At 70.3% G+C, this 25066-nt stretch carries 18 protein-coding genes; 5 read left to right on the plus strand and 13 right to left on the minus strand.

Annotation, left to right across the window (positions count from 1 at the left end; genetic code table 11):
- Positions 1-13 precede the first annotated feature (13 nt).
- From PA27867_RS10250 to PA27867_RS10305, 12 genes are all read right to left on the minus strand, one after another.
- Entirely contained in the window at positions 14-1123 is a 1110-nt protein-coding gene (locus PA27867_RS10250; RefSeq protein ID WP_066596064.1) for a VIT1/CCC1 transporter family protein, read from the minus strand.
- Entirely contained in the window at positions 1120-1431 is a 312-nt protein-coding gene (locus PA27867_RS10255) for a hypothetical protein (protein ID WP_066596066.1), read from the minus strand. Before PA27867_RS10255 ends, PA27867_RS10250 begins: the two co-directional genes overlap by 4 nt.
- Positions 1431-2963, minus strand: coding sequence for an Asp-tRNA(Asn)/Glu-tRNA(Gln) amidotransferase subunit GatB (gatB, locus tag PA27867_RS10260; RefSeq protein ID WP_066596067.1), 1533 nt, complete (start codon positions 2961-2963; stop codon positions 1431-1433). The genes PA27867_RS10255 and gatB overlap by 1 nt, the downstream gene beginning before the upstream one ends.
- Positions 2963-4510: an Asp-tRNA(Asn)/Glu-tRNA(Gln) amidotransferase subunit GatA gene (gene gatA, locus PA27867_RS10265; RefSeq protein ID WP_066596069.1), complete on the minus strand. Its 1548-nt coding sequence runs from the start codon at positions 4508-4510 to the stop codon at positions 2963-2965. Before gatA ends, gatB begins: the two co-directional genes overlap by 1 nt.
- A gap of 5 nt (positions 4511-4515) precedes the next feature.
- Complete coding sequence (gene gatC, locus PA27867_RS10270; RefSeq protein WP_066596071.1) at positions 4516-4812, minus strand: Asp-tRNA(Asn)/Glu-tRNA(Gln) amidotransferase subunit GatC; 297 nt, start codon at positions 4810-4812, stop codon at positions 4516-4518.
- 36 nt (positions 4813-4848) lie between these two features.
- Positions 4849-6327: an alpha/beta hydrolase gene (locus PA27867_RS10275; RefSeq protein WP_157109179.1), complete on the minus strand. Its 1479-nt coding sequence runs from the start codon at positions 6325-6327 to the stop codon at positions 4849-4851.
- Positions 6328-6662: 335 nt separating this feature from the next.
- A complete protein-coding gene (locus PA27867_RS10280) occupies positions 6663-7664 on the minus strand; it encodes an NAD-dependent epimerase/dehydratase family protein (protein ID WP_066596076.1) in 1002 nt (333 codons plus the stop codon).
- Between the two features lie 48 nt (positions 7665-7712).
- On the minus strand, positions 7713-9038 hold the full coding sequence (locus tag PA27867_RS10285) for an MFS transporter (RefSeq protein WP_066596078.1): 1326 nt from the start codon (positions 9036-9038) through the stop codon (positions 7713-7715).
- A 9-nt stretch (positions 9039-9047) separates the two neighbouring features.
- A complete protein-coding gene (locus tag PA27867_RS10290) occupies positions 9048-9635 on the minus strand; it encodes a winged helix-turn-helix domain-containing protein (protein ID WP_066596079.1) in 588 nt (195 codons plus the stop codon).
- A 59-nt stretch (positions 9636-9694) separates the two neighbouring features.
- Positions 9695-11974: an NAD-dependent DNA ligase LigA gene (gene ligA, locus PA27867_RS10295; protein ID WP_066596083.1), complete on the minus strand. Its 2280-nt coding sequence runs from the start codon at positions 11972-11974 to the stop codon at positions 9695-9697.
- Positions 11967-13166 (minus strand): tRNA 2-thiouridine(34) synthase MnmA, encoded by a 1200-nt coding sequence (mnmA, locus tag PA27867_RS10300; protein WP_208857250.1) that lies wholly within the window; start codon positions 13164-13166, stop codon positions 11967-11969. The genes ligA and mnmA overlap by 8 nt, the downstream gene beginning before the upstream one ends.
- Positions 13167-13169: 3 nt before the next feature.
- On the minus strand, positions 13170-14363 hold the full coding sequence (locus tag PA27867_RS10305) for a cysteine desulfurase family protein (protein ID WP_066596085.1): 1194 nt from the start codon (positions 14361-14363) through the stop codon (positions 13170-13172).
- 88 nt (positions 14364-14451) lie between these two features.
- On the opposite strand from PA27867_RS10305, the gene glgX reads away from it, so the two are divergent.
- From glgX to PA27867_RS10320, 3 genes are read left to right on the plus strand one after another with little or no spacing between them, the layout of a single operon-like run.
- Positions 14452-16509: a glycogen debranching protein GlgX gene (gene glgX, locus PA27867_RS10310; RefSeq protein ID WP_066596086.1), complete on the plus strand. Its 2058-nt coding sequence runs from the start codon at positions 14452-14454 to the stop codon at positions 16507-16509.
- Positions 16506-16991 carry a Cys-tRNA(Pro) deacylase gene (gene ybaK / locus PA27867_RS10315; protein WP_066596087.1) on the plus strand — a complete coding sequence of 162 codons (486 nt, stop codon included), beginning with the start codon at positions 16506-16508 and terminating at the stop codon, positions 16989-16991. Before glgX ends, ybaK begins: the two co-directional genes overlap by 4 nt.
- A gap of 14 nt (positions 16992-17005) precedes the next feature.
- The gene (locus PA27867_RS10320) at positions 17006-17977 is read left to right on the plus strand and encodes a GGDEF domain-containing protein (RefSeq protein ID WP_066596090.1); all 972 of its coding nucleotides are present in this window, start codon (positions 17006-17008) and stop codon (positions 17975-17977) included.
- 21 nt (positions 17978-17998) lie between these two features.
- On the opposite strand, the gene glgP is transcribed toward PA27867_RS10320, so the two are convergent.
- Positions 17999-20599, minus strand: a complete 2601-nt coding sequence (gene glgP / locus PA27867_RS10325; RefSeq protein ID WP_066599631.1) for an alpha-glucan family phosphorylase — start codon at positions 20597-20599, stop codon at positions 17999-18001.
- A gap of 94 nt (positions 20600-20693) precedes the next feature.
- Between glgP and PA27867_RS10330 the strand changes: the two genes are divergently transcribed.
- Positions 20694-22775, plus strand: coding sequence for an alpha-1,4-glucan--maltose-1-phosphate maltosyltransferase (locus PA27867_RS10330; RefSeq protein WP_208857251.1), 2082 nt, complete (start codon positions 20694-20696; stop codon positions 22773-22775).
- Positions 22772-24988, plus strand: a complete 2217-nt coding sequence (glgB, locus tag PA27867_RS10335; RefSeq protein ID WP_066596093.1) for a 1,4-alpha-glucan branching protein GlgB — start codon at positions 22772-22774, stop codon at positions 24986-24988. Before PA27867_RS10330 ends, glgB begins: the two co-directional genes overlap by 4 nt.
- The last annotated feature ends 78 nt before the right edge of the window (positions 24989-25066 follow it).

Here is a 25066-nt window from a genome sequence, read left to right on the forward strand (position 1 = left end):
GACCGGCGGAGCGCTAGCCGATGGAGGTGCCGAAGAGCAGGCCGAGCAGGTAGGTGACGCCGGCGGCCCCGAAGCCGATGGCCAGCTGGCGTAGCGCACGCTTGAGCGGCGGACCGCCGGAGAGCAGGCCGACGACGGCCCCTGTGGCCAACAGGGCCAGGCCCACCAGCACGGCAGCGACGATGATCGCGGCGATGCCCTGCATCCCGAACAGATACGGCAGCACCGGAAGGAGCGCACCGGAGGCAAAGAAGCAGAAGCTCGACACCGCGGCGCCCATGCCCGTGCCGATGGCCTCGTGCTCGTCGATTTCCGGCTCGGTGGCCACCGTGAGCTTGCTCAGGTCGAGCGCGTCTGTGGCGATCGCCACGGTGCGCAACACCTCGCGGGCGTGCACCTCGGCCTCCGCCGCGGTCATGCCTTGCGCACGGTAGACGAGGGTGAGCTCGTTCGCGGCCACGTCGAGGTGCGAGAGCACGCTCCGGGTGGCCGGATTGGGCGTGGACGCGTCCAGGAGCTCGCGTTGGGACCGTACCGAAACATACTCCCCCGCACCCATCGACAGCGCCCCGGCGAGCAGGCCCGCGATACCGGTGAACAGGATGGTCGCGGCGGGCACACCGGTGGCTCCGATGCCCAGCACGAGGGCCAGGTTGCTCACCAGGCCGTCGTTGACGCCGAACACGGCGGCCCGGAAAGTGCCGGACAGGCGTTGACGGCCCCGAGCGGCCAGTCCGCGGACGACCTCTTCGTGGATGCGCTCGTCGGCGGCCATGGCGCTCGTGGCGTCGGCATCCCCGTCGTACGGCGAGCGGGCCTCGGCCCGCTGAGCGAGCGCGAGAACGAAGACCGACCCGAATCGGCGAGCCAGGAGACCGAGGATGCGGGTGCGCAGCGCACCCTTCTTCGGCGAGCCCACCCGGTCGCCGAGCAGCTGGCGCCAGTGCTCCTCGTGCCGGCCCTCGGCCTCGGCCAGGGCCAGCAAGATCTCGCGTTCCTCGCCGCTGCGGCGACCGGCAAGGTCGCGGTACACGGCCGCCTCGGCCTGCTCGTCGGCGAGGTACTGACGCCAGCGGCGGATGTCGGCGTCGCGCGGCTGGTTGGAATCCGCTACGGCGATCATGACTGCGGTGCCAGCTCGAGGGAGCGCTGGGAGACCCGGGCCGATTCGTGCGGGCCGGAGCCGTCGAGGCCCCAGAACGGTTCCTCGAAGTGCACGACCCAGATGGCTTCTCGACCCACGACGGGGGCGTAGAGGGCCGAGCCGACCAGTTCGCCCGGCGCGGTGATGACCCCGACCGGGTCCTCGATCATCGAGTCCGGGTAGCGGCTGCGGTCCAGCCGCACCACGACCTGCATGCCGACGCCGAACGCGGCGGCCGCCCCCGTCGTGTCGGGGGCGTCCACCGGGCGGCGCTTGAAAAGGGCCATTATTCGGCCGGCTCCTGTGCGGACTCGGCCGATGTCGACACGGCTCGTTCGAGCACGAGTTCGCGCACCCTGGCGGCATCCGCCTGGCCGCGCATGGCCTTCATGACCGCGCCGATGACAGCGCCGGCGGCTTGAACCTTGCCGTCGCGGATCTTGGCGAGCACGTCGGGCTGCGAGGCGAGCGCCTCGTCGATGGCGATGACGAGGGGTCCGTCATCGCTCACGACGGCGAGTCCCCGGCTGGCGACGACCTCGCTGGGCGTGCCCTCCCCCGCGATGACGCCCTCGAGCACCTGGCGCGCCAGGCGGTCGGTGAGGGTGCCGTCGGTGATCAGCTCGATCAGCGCGGCGACCTGCACGGGAGTGACCAGGCTCTCGGCGGAGACGCCGGCGGCGTTGGCCAGGCGGGCGATCTCGCCGGTCCACCATTTGCGGGCGGCCTGGGCGGGCGCGCCGGCGGCAATGGTGGCCTCCAGAACGTCGAGGAGGTCGGAGTTGACGACGTCCTGGAACTCGAGGTTCACGAAACCCCAGTCGGCCTGCAGGCGCTTGCGGCGGGCCGCGGGCGGCTCGGGCAGGGTGGCGCGCAGCTCTTCGACCCAGGCGCGTGACGGGGCGACGGGCACCAGGTCGGGCTCGGGGAAGTAGCGGTAGTCGTCGGCGTCGCTCTTGGGCCGGCCGGCGGAGGTGACGCCGGTGTCCTCGTGCCAGTGCCGGGTCTCCTGTGTGATCGTGCCGCCAGCGGTGAGCAGCGCCGCCTGGCGCTGGATCTCGTAACGCACGGCGCGTTCGACGCTGCGCAGCGAGTTGACGTTCTTGGTCTCGGTGCGGGTGCCGAGGATGTTCGAGCCGCGCGGGCGGAGGGACACGTTCGCGTCGCAGCGCACGTTGCCCTCTTCCATGCGCGCGTTGGAGACGCCGAGCGCCTTGACGATCTCACGGATGGCGGCGACGTAGGTCTTGCCGATCTCCGGGGCGTCGGCTTCGGCGCCCTCGATCATCTGGGTGACGATCTCCACCAGCGGCACGCCGCCGCGGTTGTAATCCACCAGCGAGTAGTCGGCGCCCTGGATGCGTCCGGCCGCGCCGCCCATGTGGGTGAGCTTGCCGGCGTCGTCCTCCATGTGGGCGCGCTCGATGTCGACCGTGACCTGGCGGCCGCTCTCCAGTTCGATGGTGAGCTGGCCGTTGAACGCGATCGGCTCGTCGTACTGCGAGGTCTGGAAGTTCTTCGCGGTGTCGGGGTAGAAGTAGTTCTTGCGGGCGAACCGGCTGGTCTCGGCGATCTCGCAGCCGAGCGCCAGCCCCAAGCGGATCGACGATTCGATGGCCTGGCGGTTCACCTGCGGCAGCCCGCCGGGCAGGCCGAGGCAGGTGGGGCAGGTGTTGGTGTTGGCGCCGGAGCCGAACTCGTTGGCGCAGCCGCAGAACATCTTGGTCTTGGTGTTGAGTTCGACGTGCACCTCGAAGCCGAGCACCGGCTCGAACAGTTCGAGGGCCTTGTCGTAGTCCATCAATTCGGCTTTCGCCATCAGACGGCGCCCCCTTCGGTTGCGAACATTTCGGTGTGGGCCAGCTGGGGCGCCTGGCTGAGCAGGGTGTGCCCCCACTGCGCCTCGAGCAGCTGCTCGACGGCGGCGCCGAACGTGTACAGGCGGGCATCCGCGCGGGCGGGGGCCATCACCTGCAGGCCGACGGGCAGGCCGTCTTCGGGCGCGAGGCCCATCGGCAGGCTCATGCCGGGGATGCCGGCGAGGTTGGCCGGGATGGTGGTGATGTCGTTGAGGTACATCGCCATCGGGTCGTCCATCTTCTCGCCGAACTTGAACGCCGTGGTCGGCGCGGTCGGTGAGACGAGCAGGTCGACCTGGTCGAACGCGGCGGCGAAGTCACGCTGGATGAGCGTGCGCACCTTCTGGGCGCTGCCGTAGTAGGCGTCGTAGTAGCCGGCGCTGAGAGCGTAGGTGCCCAGGATGATGCGGCGCTTGACCTCGTCGCCGAATCCGGCGTCGCGGGTGGCGGCCATGACGCGCTCGCTGGTGAGCGGGCCGTCTTCCGGGTTGACGCGGATGCCGAAGCGCACCGAGTCGAAGCGGGCCAGGTTGCTGGACGCCTCGGCCGGCAGGATCAGGTAGTAGGCCGAGACCGCGTACTCGAAGTTCGGGGCGCTCACCTCGCTGACGATGGCGCCGGCGGCGGAGAGCAGCGCCAGGGTCTCCTCGAAGCGCTGCTTGACCCCGGCCTGGAAGCCGGCGCCGTTGAGCTCCTTGATCACGCCGACACGCACGCCCTTCAGGGCGCCGTCCTTCAGGCCAGCCTGGGCCGCGGCGGTCATGGACGGCCAGGCATCCGTGAGGGAGGTGGAGTCGAGCGGGTCGTGGCCGCCGATCACGTCGTGCAGCAGCGCGGCGTCGAGCACCGTGCGGGTGACGGGGCCGACCTGGTCGAGCGAGGAGGCCAGAGCGATCGCGCCGTAGCGGGACACCCCGCCATAGGTGGGCTTGACGCCGACGGATCCGGTGACGGCGGCGGGCTGGCGGATGGACCCGCCGGTGTCGCTGCCGAGTGCGAGGGGCGCCTCGAAGGCGGCGACGGCCGCGGCCGAGCCGCCGCCGGAGCCGCCGGGGATCCGGTCGAGGTCCCAGGGGTTGTGGGTGGGGCCGTAGGCGGAGTGTTCGGTGGAGGAGCCCATCGCGAACTCGTCCATGTTGGTCTTGCCCAGGGGAATGAGGTCGGCGTCGCGGATGCGCTTGACGACGGTGGCGTCGTACGGCGGGATCCAGCCTTCGAGGATCTTCGATCCGGCGGTGGAGGGCATGTCGAGGGTGGCGAGCACGTCCTTGATGGCGATCGGCACGCCGGCCAGGGGCCCGAGCTTCTCGCCGGCCGCACGGCGGGCATCTACCCGGGCGGCGGTGGCCAGGGCAGCGTCGCGGGCCACGTGCAGGAACGCGTGCACGTCGGGTTCGACGGCGTCGATGTGGTCGAGGTGCGCGCGGGTGACGTCGACGGAACTGACCGAGCCGTCGGCGAGCAGGGCGGCCAGGGCGGCGGCGGTCTGGTTGATGAGGTTGGTCACGTGGGTTACTCCTCGTCCAGGATGGCGGGCACCCGGAATTTGTCGCCGGCGCGGTCGGGGGCGCCGGACAGCGCCTGGTCGACCGTGAGCGAGGGCACCACGACGTCGTCACGGAAGACGTTCGTCAGGGGCATCGGGTGGCTGGTCGCCGGCACGTCGGGGGTGGCGACCTGGGCGACCTTGGCGACGGAGTCGACGATCTGACCGAGTTCGATCGTCAGGCGATCGATTTCAGCCGAGCTGAGGTCGATCCGGGCGAGGTTGGCCAGATGGGCCACCTGCTCGGCCGTGATTTCAGACATGAGACTCCCAAGTAATTCGAAGCAGAAGTCTCAATTCTATTCAATGTCGTCGGTGGCCAGTTCCGCGTTGTCCGTGCCGATCAATGCCATGTTGTGCAGTGACTCGCTGCCGGGGGTGAAATAGTCGTTGTGGCCGAGCGATCCGGCCAGCGTTTTGCCGGTGCGAGCGTCGGTGCCGCCGCGCACGCCGAGCACCCGGGCGCCGTAGGACGCGGCGCCGGGGTCGCTGCCGAAGAACGCCGAGTTCACGGCCGGGTCCCAGTCGGCCTTGCCGACGAAGACGTTCTCGCCGGTCACCTTGAGCTTGGCCGCGGACTGGATCGCGCTGCCCGGGGAACCGACCACGACGAGGGCGTCCACCTCGACCGACCCGTTCGCCAGGGCGAGGAGGGCCACCGTCGACCCGTACGAGTGCGCGAACACGGACACGAACGGCTGATCGCCTCCGCGGGTGGCGCGCACACCGGCCCAGGAGGTTTCGAGGAAGTTCGCACCGGCCTCGGCCCGGTCGAGGCCGCCGACGGAGAACAGGTCGGGCGCCTCGTAACCGATCCACGCGATCGTGGCGATCGTGGGTGCGGCGGCCGGGGCGGCGGCCGGCGACACGGATGCGACGGCGGATGCGACGCCGAGGAGCACCGATGCAGTCACGACGGTGGGTGCCGGGGTGGTGCGCTCGGCAGCGCCGTCGGCCAGCACGGCGGCCTGCTCGCGGTAGAGGTCGTCGGCCACGGTGGTCCAGTTCACGATCTGGGGTTCCACCTGATAGTTCATGCCGGGCACGAGGTAGCCGATGTAGTCGGCGGTGTCGGGGTTGCCCAGCGCGATGGCGGCCCGGCCGGATCCCGTGGTGTCGAGCAGGACCAGGCTGCGCTTGGGCCCGTCCTCGCTGGCGTGCAGTGCCTCGGCCACCTGGTTGAGCATGGCCACCTGGCTGGACAGCCGGCTGCGTTCGGTGGCGGACAGGACGCCGTCCAGGGCACGTTCGGCTTCGGCCAGCGAGTCGCGGAGGAAGCTCTCGTTCGCCCGGCTCCGTTGCGCAAGGGGCACGCCGTCGAGGTTCCCGACGAGCTGCGGCGTCGCGGCCGTGAGGGTGGCCCGCTGGGTGGAGTCCAGCATGGTCCACCACGCCGTCACGACGGCGGCCTGTGGTGGGGCGGCCAGGAGCGCGTCGATGTGGGTGGGGAAGTCGGCCGCGAAGGTGGCCAGGTCCGCGAGGGGCAACTGGGACATGCCGACGAGCAGGTTCGGCCCCGTCATCGAGCGCAGGGTGGTCAGGTCGATATCGACCGACGCGGCGGACTGCACCTCGAGTTGGGCCCATAACGGCGCCGACCCGACATCTCCCTGACGGTCGGAGAGGCGTGCGGCGACGGCCTCCTGCACACCGAGGTCGGAGGCGCCGAACTCGGACGAACCGAGTGCGGGCGACCCGAGTGCGGAGGCGCCGATCGCGGAGTATTCGGGCACGGCTGCGGTCCCGCCCACCCCGACCAGGGCGAGCGAGGCAGTCACCAGTGCAGCGGCCTCGAACAGCACGACGTGTCCCGTCCCCTCCCGAACGATTAGTAGCGAACAGACCCAGCGTCACTGGCGAGTCTCGCGATCTCAGCCTAGCGAGTGGTGAGGGGCTCGAATGCCCCTCAATCAGGGCCATCGGGGCGAATTCATCCGCAATTCGCCCGCCCATATTTCCGGCATATTTCCGGCGGCCGTCTTCGCCGCGCCCGTGGCCGTCCAGGGGCCGCACGTGGGGGTCAGGAAGGGAGCCCGTCATGCGGACACATGGTCCCGGCGTGCCGGGACCATTCGTCCGGAACGGGGCGGGTTGCGCGGCGCCGGAGCGCGGGTCAGGCCGCCAGGGCGGCCAACAGCGCCACCTCGTCGGCGTCGGAGAGGCCGGCCCGGCGGGGGCCGTTGATCACTCGCTGTCGTTCCCAACGCAGGGTGTCGGCGAGGGTGTCGGCCAGGGGGCGGGTGACCAGTCCGGCGTTCCGCGCCGCGGAGGTGTCGCGGGCGCTGAAGCCGGCGTACTCGGGCAGCGGCAACCACAACGGCAGTGACCGGGGCCCCGACCAGGGCTCGACCTCGTGTTCCAGCAGCCAGTGCGGGTCGACGCCCACGACGCGTGCGGTGTGGCCGGCGACGAACCGGGCCACGGCGAGGTACTCGACGAGCGACACGGTCTCCCCCGCCACGTTGTACACCCCGCGCGTGCCGTCCTCGGCCGCATCCACGATCCACTCGGCGAGGTCCCGCACATCGAGCAACTGGGTGAGCAGGCCGGGCACATCGGGCACCAGGACGCTCCCATCGGCGGTGGCAGGTTGCGCGAACCGGGCCGGCCAGTAGCCGGACCGGTCGGAGATGTCGCCCGGGCCGCCGATCAGCCCGGAGCGCAGGATCAGGGAGCGTTCGGTGCCGAAACCCTCGAGCACGCGCTGCTCGCACGCAACCTTGGCTTCGCCGTAGCTCTCCATGTCCTCCATCACATCGGCGGCAAGGGCGCCGACCAGTTCGGCCGATTCGAGCCCGCCCGGCGTCGCCGTCTCCGCGTAGACATTGCCCGACGACACGAAGGTGTACGAGCCGGCCCGCTCTTGCAGCGCGGCGACCGCGGAGGCGACCTGGCCGGGCTGCCGCGACACGTCCACGACCACATCCCAGTCTTCGGCGGTCACGGAGTCATAGGCGTCCGGCCGGGTGCGGTCTCCGGTCACGAACCGGACGCCGTCGGGCGCGCTGCCGGTCTCGCCCCGGGCCAGGCAGGTGACCTGGTGTCCGTGATGCCGCGCGGCCGTCGCGATGGTGCCGCCGAGCCAGGCCGTTCCGCCCAGGATGAGGAATCGCATGGGGCCAGCTAACCGAACCATCGCGGGTGCGGCAAGCGCTGTTCGCGCTCAGCACAGCGCCGCCGGTACCCGGTCGACCGCGGCGGCCCCACGTTCCATCTGCCGCCAGGTCCCGCCCGTGAGCGGGCTCAGGGTGATCATCGTGTAGAGCACGGCGACGATGCCGAAGGCCAGCGGGAGGCCGATGGTGTCCCCGGCTATGCCGCCGAGCAGGGCGCCGAACGGCACACCGGCCCAGGCGCCGGCGTTGATCAGGCCGAACACCCGGCCGCGGAGCTGCTCCGGAATCCGTTCGAGCTCCACGGTGCCGAGGATCGGGTTGATGGCGCCGGCGGCCAACCCGGAGAGGGCCGTCAGGGCCACCAGCACCGGTAACGGTGCGCCGAACGCGAATGCGGCGCTCGAGGGGCCGCCGGCCAGCGCGAAGCAGAGTGCGAAGGTCACCCGGCGGGGCACCCGGTGCGCGACGAAGCCGAAGGCGATGTTGCCGATCAGCGCGCATCCGCCCATCACGGCCACCAGCAGCCCCAACGCGGCCGCGCCGCCGAGCCGGTCGTTCGCGTACAGGGGCAGTAGGGTCGACCCGCGAGCCGCGTCCAGAAGGTTGGTGGCCAACACCAGGCCCACGACCAGTCGCATGAGCGGGTCGGCGACCACGAACCGGAAGCCCTCGGCCAGGTCAGCCCAGTACGACGTGCGCCGCGGGACGCCGCCAGGGCCGGAGCCGGCGGCGTCGGTACCGGCAGCGTCGGAGCCGGGCAGGAGCACGTCCCGGATCGGGGCCACACCCTTCCAGGTCAGCACGGCCGAGACCAGGAAGGTCGCGGCGTTCACGAAGAGGGCGGCGACCGGGCCCAGCACCGCCACGAGGAGCCCGGCGACGGATGCCCCGATGAGCTTCGCGAATCGCTCAGACCCGTCCAGCAGCCCCACGCTCTGCTCCAACCGTGCGCCCGCCCGCATCGACAGGCCGGGCAGCATCACCCGCCTGGCGGTCTGTCCAGGGGTGTCGAGCAGCCCGGCGGCGAACACGAGGGCCAGCAGCGCCCAGAACGGCAGGCCAACGGTGAGGGCCAGCACCGGGATGGCCAGCACGGTGACGCCGCTGGCCACGTCCGCGGCGATCGCGGCCCTGCGGTGACCGACCCTGTCGACGACGACCCCGCCGAGGACCCCGCCGAGGACGACAGGGGCGGTGGCGAAGAAGGCCGCGAGGCCCACCTCCACGCCCGATCCGCCCCGGCCCAGCACATAGAACGGCACGGCGAACGCGGTGACGACGTTGCCGGTCTGGGAGATCGCGTGCGCGGACAGCAGCGCGACAAGCGAGCTCCTCGCGCCACGGCCTCGGGCCGGGGCGTCTGTGAAGGTCACGGCGACCTCTCAGGGGCGCCGGTAGGCCTGATACACCAGCACCACAGGCTCGGCGCCGTCGGCGGCCGCCGGGTCGTGGGCGGCGCTCGTGTCCAGCCATCGGTCCACGAACTCCTCGAGTTCGCCGCGCATGGTCGCCAGTTCGTCGGCGGTGAGCCGCAGGCTGCGGTCGCCGCTTGCGCCGGCCGCAACCCACTCCTTGGGCAGGGTGGCCGCCGTGTCGATGTACTCGGTGAAGCGGGCCGCATAGGCCTGGGCGATCGACTTCTGCAGCGCGGACGACGCGGCGAGGGTGTCGGGGTCGCCCAGGAGGTCCGCGGGTTCCCAGCTTGTCAGCGGCGTCGTCGCCTGCCACCAGCGTTCGCGCTGGTCGGTGCTCTGCGCCTCGGCGGGCTCGATCAGGCCGCTCGAGGCGAGTTTGCCCAGGTGGTAGCTGATGGTGCCGGGCGCCTCGTCGATCACGTCGCCGAGCTGGGCGGCGGTCTGAGCGCCGCGTTCCCGCAGTAGCCCCAGCAGCCGCAGCCTGGTGGGATGCGCGAGCACGCGCATCGAGGCGGCTGAGGTGAGCGTTGTGCGCCGGTCGTCACGGGGTGTCATGCCCCGACGCTATATCAACAAGACTTCTTGCGCAACACTTGTTGTGCACTTCGTCCGGACTAGCCGGCGTCGGCCTCCGGTCCGGTCACGGTAGCTACCGGTTCCGGTAGCCCGGCCGGGCCCTGTTCGAGCAGGATCCGGAACTCGTCGGCGTCGATGATGCGCACCCCGAGTGCCTCGGCCTTGGCCAGCTTGGAGCCGGCACCCGGGCCCGCGGCCACGAAGTCGGTCTTCTTCGACACGCTCGACGCGTTCTTTCCGCCGGCGGCGATGATCGCCTCTGAGGCGCCCTCGCGGGTGAAGCCCTCGAGCGACCCGGTTGCGACGACGGTCAGCCCGGTGAGCACTCCCCCGGCCGCGGCTGCGGCGCCTGGGCCCGGATGCCCGGGCGTCGCGAACTGCACGCCGGCCGCGGCCCACCGTTCCACGATCTCGCGGTGCCAGTCCACGTCGAACCAGTCGATCACGGCGTCGGCGATGATTCCGCCGACCCCGTCGACCTCGGCGAGTTCCTCCCGGCTGGCGGCGCGGATGGCGTCCAGCGACCCGAAATGCGTGGCAAGGGCCCTGGCGGCCACCGGTCCGACGTGCCGGATGTTCAGCGCCACCAGGATCCGAGCCAAGGGTTTGGTCTTGGCCAGCTCGATCTCGGCGATGAGCTTCACGGCGTTGGAGGACGGCTGCGGACCTTCAAGGCCGGCCTTCTTCTCGGCCGCCGTGGGGTTGCGGCGGAACGGGGTGCGCTGGCGCGCCGTGCCGTCCTCGTCTTCGCGGGGCAGACCGGTCTCGGCGTCGCGCACGACCACGCTGATCGGCAGCAGATCGTCGATGGTGAGCTCGAACAGGCCCGCCTCGGTGTCCAGCGGCGGGGTCTCCGGCACGGTCGGCTGGGTGAGCGCGGCCGCGGTGACCTCACCGAGCACCTCGATGTCCAGAGCGCCGCGGGATCCGATGTGCTCGACCCGGCCTCGCACCTGGGCGGGGCAGCTGCGGGCGTTGGGGCAGCGCAGGTCGATGTCGCCTTCCTTGGCAGCCCTGAGCGGGGTGCCGCAGACCGGGCACTCTGTGGGCATCACGAACTCGCGTTCGGTGCCGTCGCGCAGTTCCACCACCGGGCCGAGGACCTCGGGGATCACGTCGCCGGCCTTCCGCAGCACGACGGTGTCACCGATGAGGACGCCCTTGGCCTTGACGACGTCCTGGTTGTGCAGGGTGGCCTGGCGTACCACGGACCCGGCGACCCGCACGGGTTCCATCACGGCGAACGGGGTGGCCCGGCCGGTGCGGCCGACGCTCACGACGATGTCGAGCAGCTTGGTGTTCACCTGCTCCGGCGGGTACTTGTAGGCGATCGCCCAGCGCGGAGCCCGGTTGGTGGCGCCGAGTTCGTCGTGCAGCGCGAGCTCGTCGACCTTGATCACGATGCCGTCGATCTCGTGCTCGACGCTGCCACGGTGTTCACCGAAGTACTCGATGAAAGCGGATGCCTCGCCCGCCTCGGCGACGACCTTGAAGTGGGGGCTGGTGGGCAGGCCCCAGCCGGCGAGCAGGGCGTAAACCCCGGATTGAGAGTCCGCGCCGGGCTGCTGCCAGGCGCCGATGCCGTGCACGAGCATCCGCAGCCGGCCGAGCCGGGCCTTCATCAGGGCGAGCTGGTCGGCGTTCTTGCTCTCGGCCTTCTGGCGGAGCGACCCACTGGCGGCGTTCCGGGGGTTGGCGAAGACCCGCTCGCCGGCGGCGCTCTGGGCGGCGTTGAGCTCACGGAACGACTCGACGGGGAAGAACACCTCGCCGCGCACCTCCATCAGCGGCGGGTGCCCGGTGCCGCTCAGGCGTGCCGGGATGCCCGGCACGAGGCGGATGTTCTCGGTGACGTCCTCGCCGACCACCCCGTCGCCGCGGGTGGCGGCACTGATGAGCACCCCGTTCTCGTAGCGGAGGTTGATCGCCAGGCCGTCGATCTTGAGTTCGCAGAGGTAGTGCACCCGGCGTCCGGCGTCGCGCTCCACCTTGGCCGCCCAGGCCTCGAATTCCTCAAGGGAGAACACGTTGTCGAGGCTGAGCATCCGCTCGGCGTGCTCCACAGGGTCGAACAGGGTGGTCTCGGCGCGGCCGCCCACGGTCTGGGTGGGGCTGTCCTGGCTGGCGAGTTCGGGGAAGAGCCGTTCGAGTTCTTCGAGGCGGTGAATCAGGCCGTCGTACTCGGCGTCGGAGATGACCACCTCGTTGCGCTCGTAGTAGGCGTCGCGCGCCTCGAGGATGCGGGTGGTCAGGCTCGACGCCTCCTGGCCGGCCGCGGCCAGCGCGGCCGCGGGTGACGCTCCGGTGGCGTCAGGCATCGACCGAAGCGGAGTCGGCGGGAACCGTGCCTGCAACGGCGTCGCTTGCTGGGACCGGCACGGCGCTGACGGTGCGGTCGATCGTGCACTGGCCGAGCACCCGGGTGCCCACGTAGACGACGGCGGTCTGGCCCGGCGCCACGCCCGTCAGCGGCAGGGTGGGCAGGATGCGGAGCTCGGTGTGCGCCTCGACCGGCGGGGTCGCGGCGGGGTCGGCCGGAACGCTGATCACCTGGGCCACCGCTGGCTCGGGGTCGGCGTGGGCGCGGATCTGCACGTCGCAGGCGAATTCGATCTCGGGGTGCTCGGGTGCCCGCCCGGCCCACGTGAACTTGGTGCCGGCGATCTCCTTGATGGCCAGGGCTTCCTTGGGTCCCACAACGACGGTGTTCGTGATCGGGCGCACCTCGAGCACGAAACGCGGCTTGCCGTCTGCGGCGGGCGTGCCGATCGACAGGCCCTTGCGCTGGCCCACGGTGAACGCCACGGCACCCTCGTGCTGGCCGAGCTTGTTGCCCTCGCGGTCCAGGATGTCGCCGGTCGCCGGGGCGACCCGCTCGCCGAGCCAGCCGCGGGTGTCGCCGTCGGGGATGAAGCAGATGTCGTAGGAGTCGGGCTTGTTCGCCACCGAGAAGCCGCGTTCGGCGGCCTCGGCGCGCACCTCGGCCTTGGAAGGAGTGGCGCCCAGCGGGAACATCGAGTGCGCGAGCTGCTCCTTGGTGAGCACACCGAGCACGTAGGACTGGTCCTTGGCCCAGGCACTGGCGCGGTGGAGTTCGCGGTTGCCGTCGGCATCCGTCACGATCGACGCGTAGTGGCCGGTGCAGACGGCGTCGAAGCCGAGCGCGATGGCCTTTTCGAGCAGCGCGGCGAACTTGATCTTCTCGTTGCAGCGCATGCAGGGGTTGGGCGTGCGGCCGGCAGCGTACTCGTTGATGAAGTCATCGACGACGTCGAGCTTGAACCGCTCCGAGAAGTCCCACACGTAGTACGGGATGCCGATGATGTTCGCCGCGCGTTGCGCGTCCATCGAGTCCTCGACCGTGCAGCAGCCGCGGCTGCCGGTGCGGAGCGTGCCGGGCATCCGGCTGAGGGCCAGGTGCACCCCGACCACCTCGTGCCCTGCCTCGACCGCGCGGGCTGCGGCCACGGCGGAATCCACCCCACCACTCATTGCTGCCAGAATCTTCACTGGTTAAGTGTACGCACGCGGCGCCGAGTCGGCCATTCCCGCGCCGATCGCCTGCGACCAGGCTGCCGGCAGCGCCGCCAGCAGGGCGTCGACGTCGGCCTGCGTCGACGTGCGGCCGAGCGTGATCCGCAGGGCGCTGCGGGCCTCGGCCTCGGTGCGCCCCATGGCGCGCAGCACGTGCGAGGGCTCAGGGATGCCCGCCTGGCAGGCCGAGCCGGTGGACACCGACACCCCGGCGACGTCGAGCAGGAAGAGCAGTGAGTCGCCCTCGCAGCCGGGGAAGGTGAAATGGGCGTTGCCGGGAAGCCGGCCCGCGGGGTCGGGGTCGCCGTTGTACACGGCGGAGGGCACCGCCTCGAGCACACCGGCGATGACCCTGTCGCGCAGCGCGGCCAGACGGCGGTTCTCGGCGGCGAGTTCTCCGGTCATGGCCGTGGCCGCCACGGCGAAGGACACCGCGGCCGCCACGTCCTGGGTGCCGCTACGCACCTGCCGTTGCTGGCCGCCGCCGTGGATGAGGGGCACAACAGTGGCCGCACGGGAGAGCACGAGGGCGCCGATGCCGACGGGGCCGCCGATCTTGTGGGCCGAGACGCTGAGCGCGGAGACCCCGGTCGCGTGCAGGCCGGCGAAGTCGATCGGCACGTGCCCGTAAGCCGAGATCGCGTCGACGTGCACCGGGATCCCGTGGGCCGCGGCGAGCGCCGCCACCTCCTCGACCGGCTGCAGCGTGCCCACCTCGTTGTTGGCCGCGAGAAGGGTGACCAGGGCCACGTCCTCGGGGTTCGTTGCGATGGCGGCGGCGAGGGCCGTGAGGTCGATGCGTCCGAGGATGTCCAGCGGGATCCATTCCACGCGCGCGCCCTCCTGCTGGACGAGCCAGTCCACGGTGTCGACCGTGGCGTGGTGCTCGCCCCCGGGCACGAGGATGCGGGTGCGCGGGGCGCGGGCCCAGTACAGCCCCTTGATGCCGAGGTTCACCGCTTCGGTGCCGCTGCCGGTGAAGACCACCTCGATGGGGTCGGAGCGCACACTCGCCGCGACCTGCTCGCGGGCCTCCTCGAGCATCCGCTTGGCATTCTGGCCCTGGCTGTGGATCGATGCGGGGTTGCCCACGACGGCCATGGCCTCGGCGTAGGCGGTGATGGCGGCGGGGAGCATGGGCGCCGTCGCAGCGTGGTCGAGATAGACGGACATGTGGTGGCCTCCCTACGGGTCGTCGGGCCCTGAGCCGGGCAGGCGGGCTGGTCTGAACTGACTGCCCGCACTCATTACTCTAGAACTCATGACTCCAGCAGACTCCCTCCGCAACCTGGGCGTCCGCGCTACGAGCAACGGGGGCGAACTCCGCGTCTGGTCCGAACACGCCGAATCCATCGAGTTGTGCATCTTCGACCACACCGATCCCAACTGGATCGTGCGCACGGTGGCCATGGTGCGCGACAGCCACAATGTGTGGGTGGGCCGCACCCGCACTCTCACGCCGGGGCGGCGTTACGGCATCCGGGTCACCGGTCCGGCCGGCCCCACCCACGCGTTCCACCCCGAGAAGACCCTGGTCGACCCCTATGCGCGGGGCCTCGCCCGGGTGGGCCCCGACCAGTGGCAGTCCACCATGGTCGACGGCGGCTTCGACTGGGCCGGTGCGGTGAAGCCGAACACGCCGCTCGACCACACCGTGGTCTACGAGGCCCACGTGCGCGGGCTCAGCAAGCTCAGCCCGGCGATGCCCGCCGAGTTGCGCGGCACCTACGCCGGCCTGGCCCACGAGAGCACCATCGCGTACCTCAAGAACCTCGGCGTCACGGCCGTCGAGCTGCTGCCCGTGCAGTCGTTCGTGTCCGAGCAGCGCCTGATCAAGCAGGGCCTGTCCAACTACTGGGGCTACAACACCTTCAACTTCTTCACCCCGCACGCCGACTACGCCACGCAGGCGTCGCAGTCCGAGGGCCCCGAGGCCGTGTTGCGGGAATTCAAGGGCATGGTCAAGCTGCTGCACGAGGCCGGCCTGGAGGTCATCCTCGATGTGGTCTACAACCACACGGCGGAGGAGGGGCCGGCCGGACCGGTCTCCAGTCTGCGGGGCATCGACAACGCCACGTACTACCGGCAGAACGCCCAGGGCCACTACATCGACGTCACCGGGTGCGGCAACACCGTCAACTTCGGCCACGAGGTGCCGATGCGGCTGGTGCTGGACTCGCTGCGCTACTGGGCCAACGAGGTTCAGATCGACGGTTTCAGGTTCGACCTGGCCGCAACCCTCGGTCGCAACGGCGACGTGCACTACACGCCGGACCACCCCCTGCTGACCGCCATCAGGGACGACCCGGCGCTGGCCGGGGTGAAGCTCATCGCCGAACCCTGGGACGTCGGCATGGGCGGCTGGCAGACCGGCAACTTCCCGTCCGGGTGGTCGGAGTGGAACGACCGCTACCGGGACCGGATGCGTTCCTTCTGGCTGACCGATGTCGCCGCGGTCCGGCGCAATGCCACCTCGGACAGCGGTATCGGCCGCTTCGCCTCCCGGCTCGCCGGGTCGGCCAATACCTTCTCCCTGGAGCGCGGCCCGCTCGCGTCGCTCAACTTCATCACCGCACACGACGGCTTCACCATGGCTGACCTCACCGCGTACGACGTCAAGCACAACGTGGGCAACGGCGAGTCCAACCGCGACGGCACCAACGACAACAACTCCTTCAACCACGGCGTCGAGGGCCCGACCAGGGACGTCACGGTGCTCGCCACCCGGCGTCGCGCGATGCGCAACCTGCTCGGCACCCTGCTGCTCTCCGCCGGGGTCCCGATGCTGACCGCCGGCGACGAGTTCGGCCGCAGCCAGCGCGGAAACAACAACGCCTACTGTCACGACAGTGAGCTCACCTGGCTGGACTGGGACTTCGACGACTGGCAGCAGGACCTGCACCGGGTCACCCGGCAGCTTCTCGCCCTCCGCCGGGAGAACCCGGCCCTGCGCCCCGTGCGGTTCGGCCGCACCGGTCAGACCACCCCGAGCGCCAGCCAAATGGACTGGTACAACGCCGCCGGGGCGTCGATGTCGGAGAGCGACTGGAACTCGCCCCGCGAGCGCACCCTGCAGTACCTCGCGGCGAGCACCCCGGAGCACGAGGACTTCAACCGGATCCTCCTCATCGTGCACGGTCTGGAAACCCCGGTCGAGGTGACACTGCCGCTGCACACCGGTGTCTCCGGCTACACCGTGCTCTGGGACTCCAGTCACGACGATATCCGTGAGGTGGTGAGCTCCTACGCTCCGGGCGCCCGGCTCACCGTGGGGGGCACCTCGATGCTGCTGCTCAGAGCCGAGGGCGCCCAGGCATGACCAGACCGGATGCCGCTGGCACGCCGGCCACGGCCCTGTTGCTGCAGCTGGGTCTCCGGTTCACCGCGCACCAGTACGCCCACGACCCCGCCGCATCCGGCTACGGACACGAGGCGGCCGAAAAGCTGCGGCTCGACCCCGACCAGGTGTTCAAGACGCTGGTGGCCGACGCGGACGGGACGCTGGTCGTGGCGGTGGTTCCCGTCTCCGGCCAGCTCGACCTCAAGGCGCTGGCCTCGGCGGTCGGCGCGAAGCGGGCCGTCATGGCTGATCCGAAAACCGCGGAACGGAAGACCGGCTACGTTCTGGGCGGCATCAGCCCGATCGGGCAGAAGACCAGCCTGCGCACTGTGATCGACGAGACGGCCGAGCTGTTCGACACCGTCTTCGTCTCCGGTGGGCGCCGAGGCCTGGACCTCGAGCTGTCCCCCGCCGACCTGGTCAGCGCCACGGACGCAATCCTGGCTCCCATCGGCCGATAGCGCACCCTGTGAGGATGATCCCCCTGACCCGCCCTGCCGCCCTGCTCGACCGGTGGAGGGCCTGGCGCGGCCACACCACCCCGTTCGCGTCGGTGAGCAGCGCGGCAGCCCTGGTCGTTGCCCTCAGCGGCGTTCTCGATGCGGCCAACCCGTCCCCGGACACTCTCGGCACCGACTGGACCTGGGCGTGGACCCTGATCGCCTGTGTGGTCGCGCTGCTCCCGGTGGCCGTGGCCGAGCGATTCCCCCGCTGGATCGCCGTGGCGGCCTGCTTCGCCTTCGTCGCCGTGACCGCCTTGCAGATGTTCACCTCCGACCAGGGGCTCAAGTCGGTCAACAATCTCGTGCTGTATCCCATGCTCGCGTGCTACGTCGGCTGGTTCTTCGCCCGGCCGCTTGCGCGTCTGATCGTCGCGCTGGCCCTGGTTCTCTCGGGCGTCGCCGTGGTGCTGGCTCCCCACCCGTTTCTGCTCCCCACCTGGGTCAACCTCGCTCTGGCGTCGGTGTTCTGCCTCGAGGCAGCAGGCCACCTCCGGTCCAAGCTCGACCACGAGATCCGCACCGACCCTCTCACGGGCGCGCTGAACCGTTCGGGGCTGCCGGCCCGGATCGATCAGGAACTGGCCAGGGCGCTGCGCACGCAGCAACCCCTCGTTCTGGTGCTGTTGGACCTGGACAACTTCAAACAGGTCAACGACGTGCACGGCCACGCGGCCGGAGACCGGATCCTGGTGGACCTCGTGCGCGCGGTCCGCAGCCAGTTCCGGCCGTTCGACACCATTGCCCGGGTCGGCGGTGACGAGTTCCTGCTCCTGCTGCCCGCGATCGACCCGGCCGGCGCGTGCGAGGTGCTGGACCGGCTCCGCCCGCTCACGGGTGACACCTGGTCATTCGGCCTCGCGGCCGCAGAGCCCGGGGACACCGCCGAGTTGCTCATGGAACGTGCCGACAAGGACCTCTACGCGACCAAGAAGGCACGCCGGTAAGCCCGGCGCGCCCCTTCCGGCTCAGCTCGCGACGGCGACGAGGCCCATCTCGGCCGGGCTGATCAGCAGGTCGTTGCGTGGCACGACCCGCACGGTGTAGCCGAACCCGCCCGCCCGATCGAGTTCCACGGTGCCGGTGAACAGCGTCGGCATGCCGGAGGCGGGGCTTCCCGTCGCATCCGCGAGCGCGTCCTGGCCCTGCACGTCGTCGATCGGCTCGAGCGCCTGGGTGCTCACATCGGTCAGGTCGTCGCCGCCGAGGCTCCGGCCGTAGACCACCTGCACCGTCACGTCGTCGGGCGCGAGCCCGTTCAGCTGCACGTGGGCACGCAGGTGCAGTTCGTCGCCCACCTGCGGAACCGTGGCGACGCCGCCGGACTCCACGTGCGCGACGCTCACCCCGGGCCACGCGGCGGTGATGCGGCTCTTCCACGCTGCGAGCTCGCGCGCCGCCCGGTAGTCGTTCGCCGAGAGCCGCGCTTCGGAGACGCCGGCAGGGCGGTAGAGCTTCTCCACGTACTCGCGCACCATCCGCCCGGCGTTCAGTTCGGGCGAGAGCCCTGCGAGGGTCTGGCGGATGTTCGCCACCCAGCGTTCGGGCACCCCATCGGCGTTGCGCTCGTAGAAGGGCGGCGCCACCTGGTGTTCGATGAGTTCGTACAGCGCCTCGGCCTCGATCCGGTCGCGTTCGGCGGAGTTGGTGGCCGCGTCCGCGGACGGGATCGCCCAGCCGTTCTGCCCGTCGAAGTACTCCGGCCACCAGCCGTCCAGGATGGACAGGTTGAGCGCGCCGTTGAGGGCGGCCTTCATGCCCGATGTCCCACAGGCCTCCAGCGGGCGGAGCGGGTTGTTCAGCCACACATCGGTGCCCGGGTACATCAGCTGGGCCATGCCGATGTTGTAATCGGGCAGGAACGCGATGCGCGTGCGCAGCTCGGGGTCTGCGGCGAACTGCACGATCTTCTGGATCAGCCGCTTGCCCTCCTCATCGGCCGGGTGCGACTTGCCGGCGATGACGATCTGCACGGGGTGCTCCGGGTGCAGCAGCAGGGCGCGGAGCCGCTCGGGGTCGTGCAGCATCAGGGTGAGCCGCTTGTAGGTGGGCACCCGGCGGGCGAACCCGATGGTGAGCACGTCGGGGTCGAAGACCTGGTTGATCCACGCCGGAATCAGGCCGCCCGGGTTCTGCACGAGCCAGGCCGCACCGATGCGGCGGCGGGCGTCCTCGACGAACTGGCGGCGCATGTCGCCGCGCACGTCCCAGAGGTCCTGGTCGCTCACCACGGGCGAGGCCCAGTCCGCGGTGGAGGTGTCGGCGGTGCCCAGCCGGTTCGCGGCCAGGGCCTTGAGCGCCGGGTCGGTCCAGGTCGGCGCGTGCACCCCGTTGGTGATCGACGTGATCGGCACCTCGCTGGCGTCGAACCCGGGCCAGAGGCCGCTGAACATCCGTCGGCTCACCTCGCCGTGCAGCTTGGAGACGCCGTTGGCGTGCTGGCCCAGCCGCAGGCCCATGATGGCCATGTTGAAGACGTCGGGCGAGCCACCGGGGTAGCTCTCCGCGCCGAGGCCGAGCAGGTCGTCGACCGCGACCCCGGGCAGCAGGTCGGTTTCGAAGTACCGGCGCACCAGCGAGCTGTCGAACCGGTCGATTCCCGCGGCCACCGGGGTGTGGGTCGTGAAGACGGTGCCCGCGCGGGCCACCTGCAGCGCCTCGGAGAAGCTGAGGCCCTCGCCGATCAGGCTGGAGATGCGTTCGAGGCCGAGGAACCCGGCGTGTCCCTCGTTGGTGTGGAACACCTCGGGCTCCGGCCGGTCGTTGAGCGTGCTCCACAGCCGCACGGCTCGGGCGCCGCCGATGCCCAGCAGCAGCTCCTGCAGCAACCGGTGCTCGCCGCCGCCGCCGTAGAGACGGTCGGTGACCTGGCGCAGGTCGTCGGTGTTCTCCGGGATGTCGGTGTCGAGCATCAGGAGGCGGATGCGGCCAACCCGGGCCTCCCAGACCCGTGCGTGCAGGGTGCGGTCGTCCGGCAGCGCGAGCGACACCTGAACGGGCGAGCCGTCGGCGCGGCGAAGCACCGACAGGGGCAGGCCGTCCGGGTCCAGCAGCGGGTAGCTCTCCAACTGCCAGCCGTCGGAGGAGATGGCCTGGCTGAAGTAGCCGGCCTTGTAGAACAGGCCGACGCCCACAAGGGGCACTCCCAGGTCGGAGGCACTCTTGAGGTGGTCGCCGGCCAAGATGCCCAGGCCGCCCGAGTACTGCGGCAACGCGGCAGCGATACCGAACTCGGGCGAGAAGTAGGCGATCGACGCGGGCTTGGCCCCCTCGAGCTCCTGATACCAACGGGGCTGTTCCAGGTAGTTCCGCAGGTCGTCGCGCACCAGGTTGACCCCGGACACGTAGTCGTGGTCGTGCGCGAGCTCCTGTAGCCGGGCCGGGTCCACCGCGCCCAGCAGTGCGACGGGGTCGCCGCCGATGCGGCGCCACAGCTCCGGGGCGATGTGCTCGAACAGCTGCCGGGTGGGTTCATGCCACGACCAACGCAGGTTCCCCGCCAGCTCGTCGAGCGCGGCCAGCGACTCGGGCAGGACGGCACGGACGGTAAATTTACGGATCGCCTTCACGAACCTCACTTTACGGGCGCGAGGTGTCCAACAGGTAACGATCGCGCGCGTGTGCCACCACCGATTCGGCCCCCGTTCGCGCTACGGTCGTTATGTGGCTAAGACAGCAAAACGAACCGGTACCGCCCCTTCAACGCCGAGCACGACGGACGCCCCGACGAAAGTCGGCCGAATCCCGGTCCTCGACCTTGCCCCGCAGCTGAACGACAATCTCTGGCCGGCGAAAGCGTTCGCCGGCGAGGTCGTCCCGTTCCGCGCGACGGCCTTCCGGGAGGGGCACGACGCCATCGGCGTGATGCTGCACCTCACCGCGCCGGACGGCACCCTCACCCGGCATCCGATGCACCTGACCGTGCCCGGCACCGACCGGTACGAGACCCAGGTGCGCCTGGACCTGCAGGGCTTCTACAGCTACCGCGTGCGCGCCTACGCCGACGACTTCGCGACCTGGGTGCACAATGCCGCCATCAAGATCCCGGCCGGCATCGATGTGGAGCTGATGTTCCTGATCGGGGCGACCCTGCTCGCGCCGGCCGGCAAGGACCTCGCTCGTCCCGTCGCCGAACGCCGCCTGTTCGCGGCGGCCGCCAAGACGCTGGCCAACACCAAACTCCCCCTCGAGACCCGACTCGCGGTCGTCACCGACCCCGCCCTTGCCGAAGCGGCGGCCCTGCGGCCCCTCGCGAGCCTGGACTCCTTCTCGGCCGAACGTACCGTGCGGGTCGAACGCACCCGAGCCGGCGTCGGCTCGTGGTACGAATTCTTCCCCCGTTCGGAGGGCGCCGTCCGACGTGAGGACGGCAGCTGGCAGAGCGGCACGTTCCGCACCGCCGCCGACCGGCTCCCCGCCGTCGCCGCGATGGGGTTCGACGTGCTCTACCTGCCGCCCATCCACCCCATCGGCCGTGCGTTCCGCAAGGGACCCAACAACACCCTCGACGCGGGCGAGAACGACCCGGGGTCGCCGTGGGCGATCGGGTCGGCAGCGGGCGGGCATGACGCCATCCACCCCGAGCTGGGCACCATCGACGACTTCCGGTTCTTCCTGGACGCCGCCCGGGCCGAGGGTGTCGAAGTGGCCATCGACCTGGCGCTGCAGGCCTCTCCCGACCACCCCTGGGTGAAAGAACACCCCGAGTGGTTCACCACCCTGCCGGACGGCACGATCGCGTACGCCGAGAACCCGCCCAAGAAGTACCAGGACATCTACCCGATCAACTTCGACAACGACCCGGCGGGCATCCGCGCCGAGGTGCTGCGCCTGGTGCGCTACTGGATCGGCGTGGGCGTCAACATCTTCCGCGTGGACAACCCGCACACCAAGCCGCTGGACTTCTGGGAGTGGCTGATCGGCGAGATCAACCGGGAATCGCCCGACGTGGTCTTCCTGGCCGAGGCGTTCACCCGGCCGGCGCTGCTGCAGGGCCTGGCGAAGGTCGGCTTCCAGCAGTCGTACACGTACTTCACCTGGCGCAACACCAAGGAGGAGCTCGAGGAGTTCTTCGACGGCCTGGCCCACGACACCGCGGATTTCCTGCGCCCCAACCTGTTCGTCAACACCCCGGACATCCTCACCGAGTACCTGCAGTTCGGCGGCCCGGCCGCGTTCAAGATCCGCGCGGCCCTCGCCGCGACGGCCGCGCCCACCTGGGGCGTGTACGCGGGCTTCGAGCTCTACGAGAGCGTGGCTCGTCCAGGTGCCGAGGAGAACATCGACAACGAGAAGTACGAGTACCGGCCGCGTGACTTCGCCAAGGCCGAGGCCCTCGGCCGGTCGCTGTCGCCGTTCCTCGGCCTGCTCGGCCGCATCCGCGCCGCGCACCCGGCGCTCCGTCAGCTACGCAACCTCGACATCCACTCGAGCGACGACGACTCGATCCTGGTCTACAGCAAGTACCTGGCCGGCGAGTTCACCGACGACGGCCGGGCGGATGCGCTCATCGTCGTCGCGAACGTCGACCCGCATTCCGTGCACGAGACCGTGGTGCACCTGGACGTGACGCGCTTCGGCCTGCCGCTCGGCTCCCACTTCGAGGTCGAGGACCTCGTGACCGGTTCGGTGTGGACCTGGTCGGCCGACAACTTCGTGCGCCTCGACGCCTTCACCGAGCCCGTGCACATCCTGCACGTGCGGGTTCCGGCCACCCTGCAGACCCAGAACGGACGCTCCGAATGAAACACGCCATCGGCAGCCCCGCCGACGAACTCCCCGAGATCTCCGCCCACATCCTGGAGACCGTCTCGGTCGGCTCGTACTACAACCCGCACGAGGTGCTCGGCCAGCACCTGCTCGACCTGCCCGGCATCACGGACCCGCTCACGGTCATCCGCACGCTCCGCCCCCTGGCCACCGAGGTCGTCGCGGTGCTCGCCACCGGCGCCCGTATCGAGCTGGCCCACCTGGGCTTCGGCATCTGGCAGGGCGTGAGCACCATCGGACCGCAGGACTACCAGGTCGAGGCGCACTACGACGGCGGTCCGGCCTGGCTCTCCGACGACCCGTACCGCTACCTGCCCACCCTGGGCGAACTCGACCTGCACCTCATCGGCGAGGGCCGGCACGAACAGCTCTGGGACGTCCTCGGCGCACACGTGCGCAGGTGCACAGGGGTGCTCACCGCGGTCGACGGCACCTCCTTCTCGGTCTGGGCCCCGCATGCCCGCGCCGTGCGCGTGATCGGTGACTTCAACAGCTGGTCAGGCACCCTGCACGCCATGCGCAACATGGGCAGCACGGGCGTCTGGGAGCTGTTCGTGCCCGGACTCGCCGCCGGCTCCAACTACAAGTTCGAGATCCTCACCCAGGCCGGCGCGTGGGTGCAGAAGGCCGACCCGATGGCCAGGTACACCGAGGTGCCGCCGCTCACGGCGTCGGTGATCGGCGAAACCGACTACGTCTGGCAGGATGCCGACTGGCTGACAGAACGCAGCGCCACCGACCCGCACGACCGCCCGATGAGCGTGTACGAGATGCACGTGGCCTCGTGGCGCCCTGGACTGGGCTACCGCGCCCTGGCCGACGAGCTGATCGACTACCTCGGTGAACTCGCGTACACGCACGTCGAGTTCATGCCGCTGTCCGAGCATCCCTTCGGCGGTTCCTGGGGCTACCAGGTCACCGGCTACTTCGCCCCGACCAGCCGTTTCGGCCACCCCGACGACCTGCGTTACCTCATCGACCGGCTGCACCAGGCCGGCATCGGCGTAATCATGGACTGGGTGCCAGGGCACTTCCCCAAGGACGACTTCGCCCTCGCGCGTTTCGACGGCCAGGCGCTCTACGAGCACCCCGACCCGCGCCGTGGGGAGCAGATGGACTGGGGCACCTACGTCTTCGACTTCGGCCAGAAGCAGGTGCGCAACTTCCTCGTCGCGAATGCCCTCTACTGGCTCGAGGAGTTCCACATCGACGCGCTCCGGGTCGACGCCGTGGCGTCGATGCTGTACCTGGACTACTCGCGGAAAGACGGCGAGTGGGAGCCCAACAAGTTCGGTGGCCGGGAGAACCTGGAGGCGATCAGCCTGCTGCAGGAGGTCACCGCGACGGCGTACAAGCGCAATCCCGGCACCATCATGATCGCCGAGGAGTCCACCAACTGGGGCGGAGTCACAGCGCCCACCTCCGGCGGTGGCCTGGGCTTCGGCCTCAAGTGGAACATGGGCTGGATGCACGACTCGCTCGAGTACATGAGCGAGGACCCGATGTACCGGGCCTACCACCACAACGAGATGACCTTCTCGTTCGTCTATGCCTTCAGCGAGAACTTCCTCCTGCCGATCAGCCATGACGAGGTCGTGCACGGCAAGGGCTCGCTCATCGCGAAGATGCCGGGCGACTCGTGGCAGCAGCTTGCCAACGTCCGGGTCTACCTGGCCTTCATGTGGGCGCACCCGGGGAAGCAGCTGCTGTTCATGGGCCAGGAATTCGGCCAGCGCTCCGAGTGGAGCGAGGAACGCGGCCTGGACTGGTGGATGCTCGACCAGCCCGGCCACCGCGGCCTGTTCAACCTCGTCGGGCAGCTGAACCGGGTCTACCGGGCCACGCCGAGCCTCTGGGCCAGGGACAACGATCCGGGCGGCTTCGAGCTGCTCGACGGCGGGGCCGCGGCCGAGAACGTGATCACCTTCGTGCGCTGGGACAACGACGGCACCCCGGTCGCCTGTCTGTTCAACTTCTCCGGATCCCCGCACACCGGGTACCGGGTCGGCCTGCCGCAGGCCGGCGTGTGGGAGGAGATCCTGAACACGGATGCCGAGAACTTCGGCGGCTCCGGCGTGGGCAACCTCGGCGAGGTGCACGCGTTCGCCGAACCCTGGGCCGGACGCCCGGCATCCGCCACCCTCACCCTGCCGCCCCTCGGCGCCCTCTGGCTGCGCCTGCGCCGCTAGCAGCACCGGGGCACGCGAAAGCGCCCGTGCGGTCATCTCAGCTGGGCTGACGTGACCACACGGGCGCTTTCGCTTGTT

Source organism: Cryobacterium arcticum (assembly GCF_001679725.1).
Taxonomy (GTDB): Bacteria; Actinomycetota; Actinomycetes; order Actinomycetales; family Microbacteriaceae; genus Cryobacterium; species Cryobacterium arcticum_A.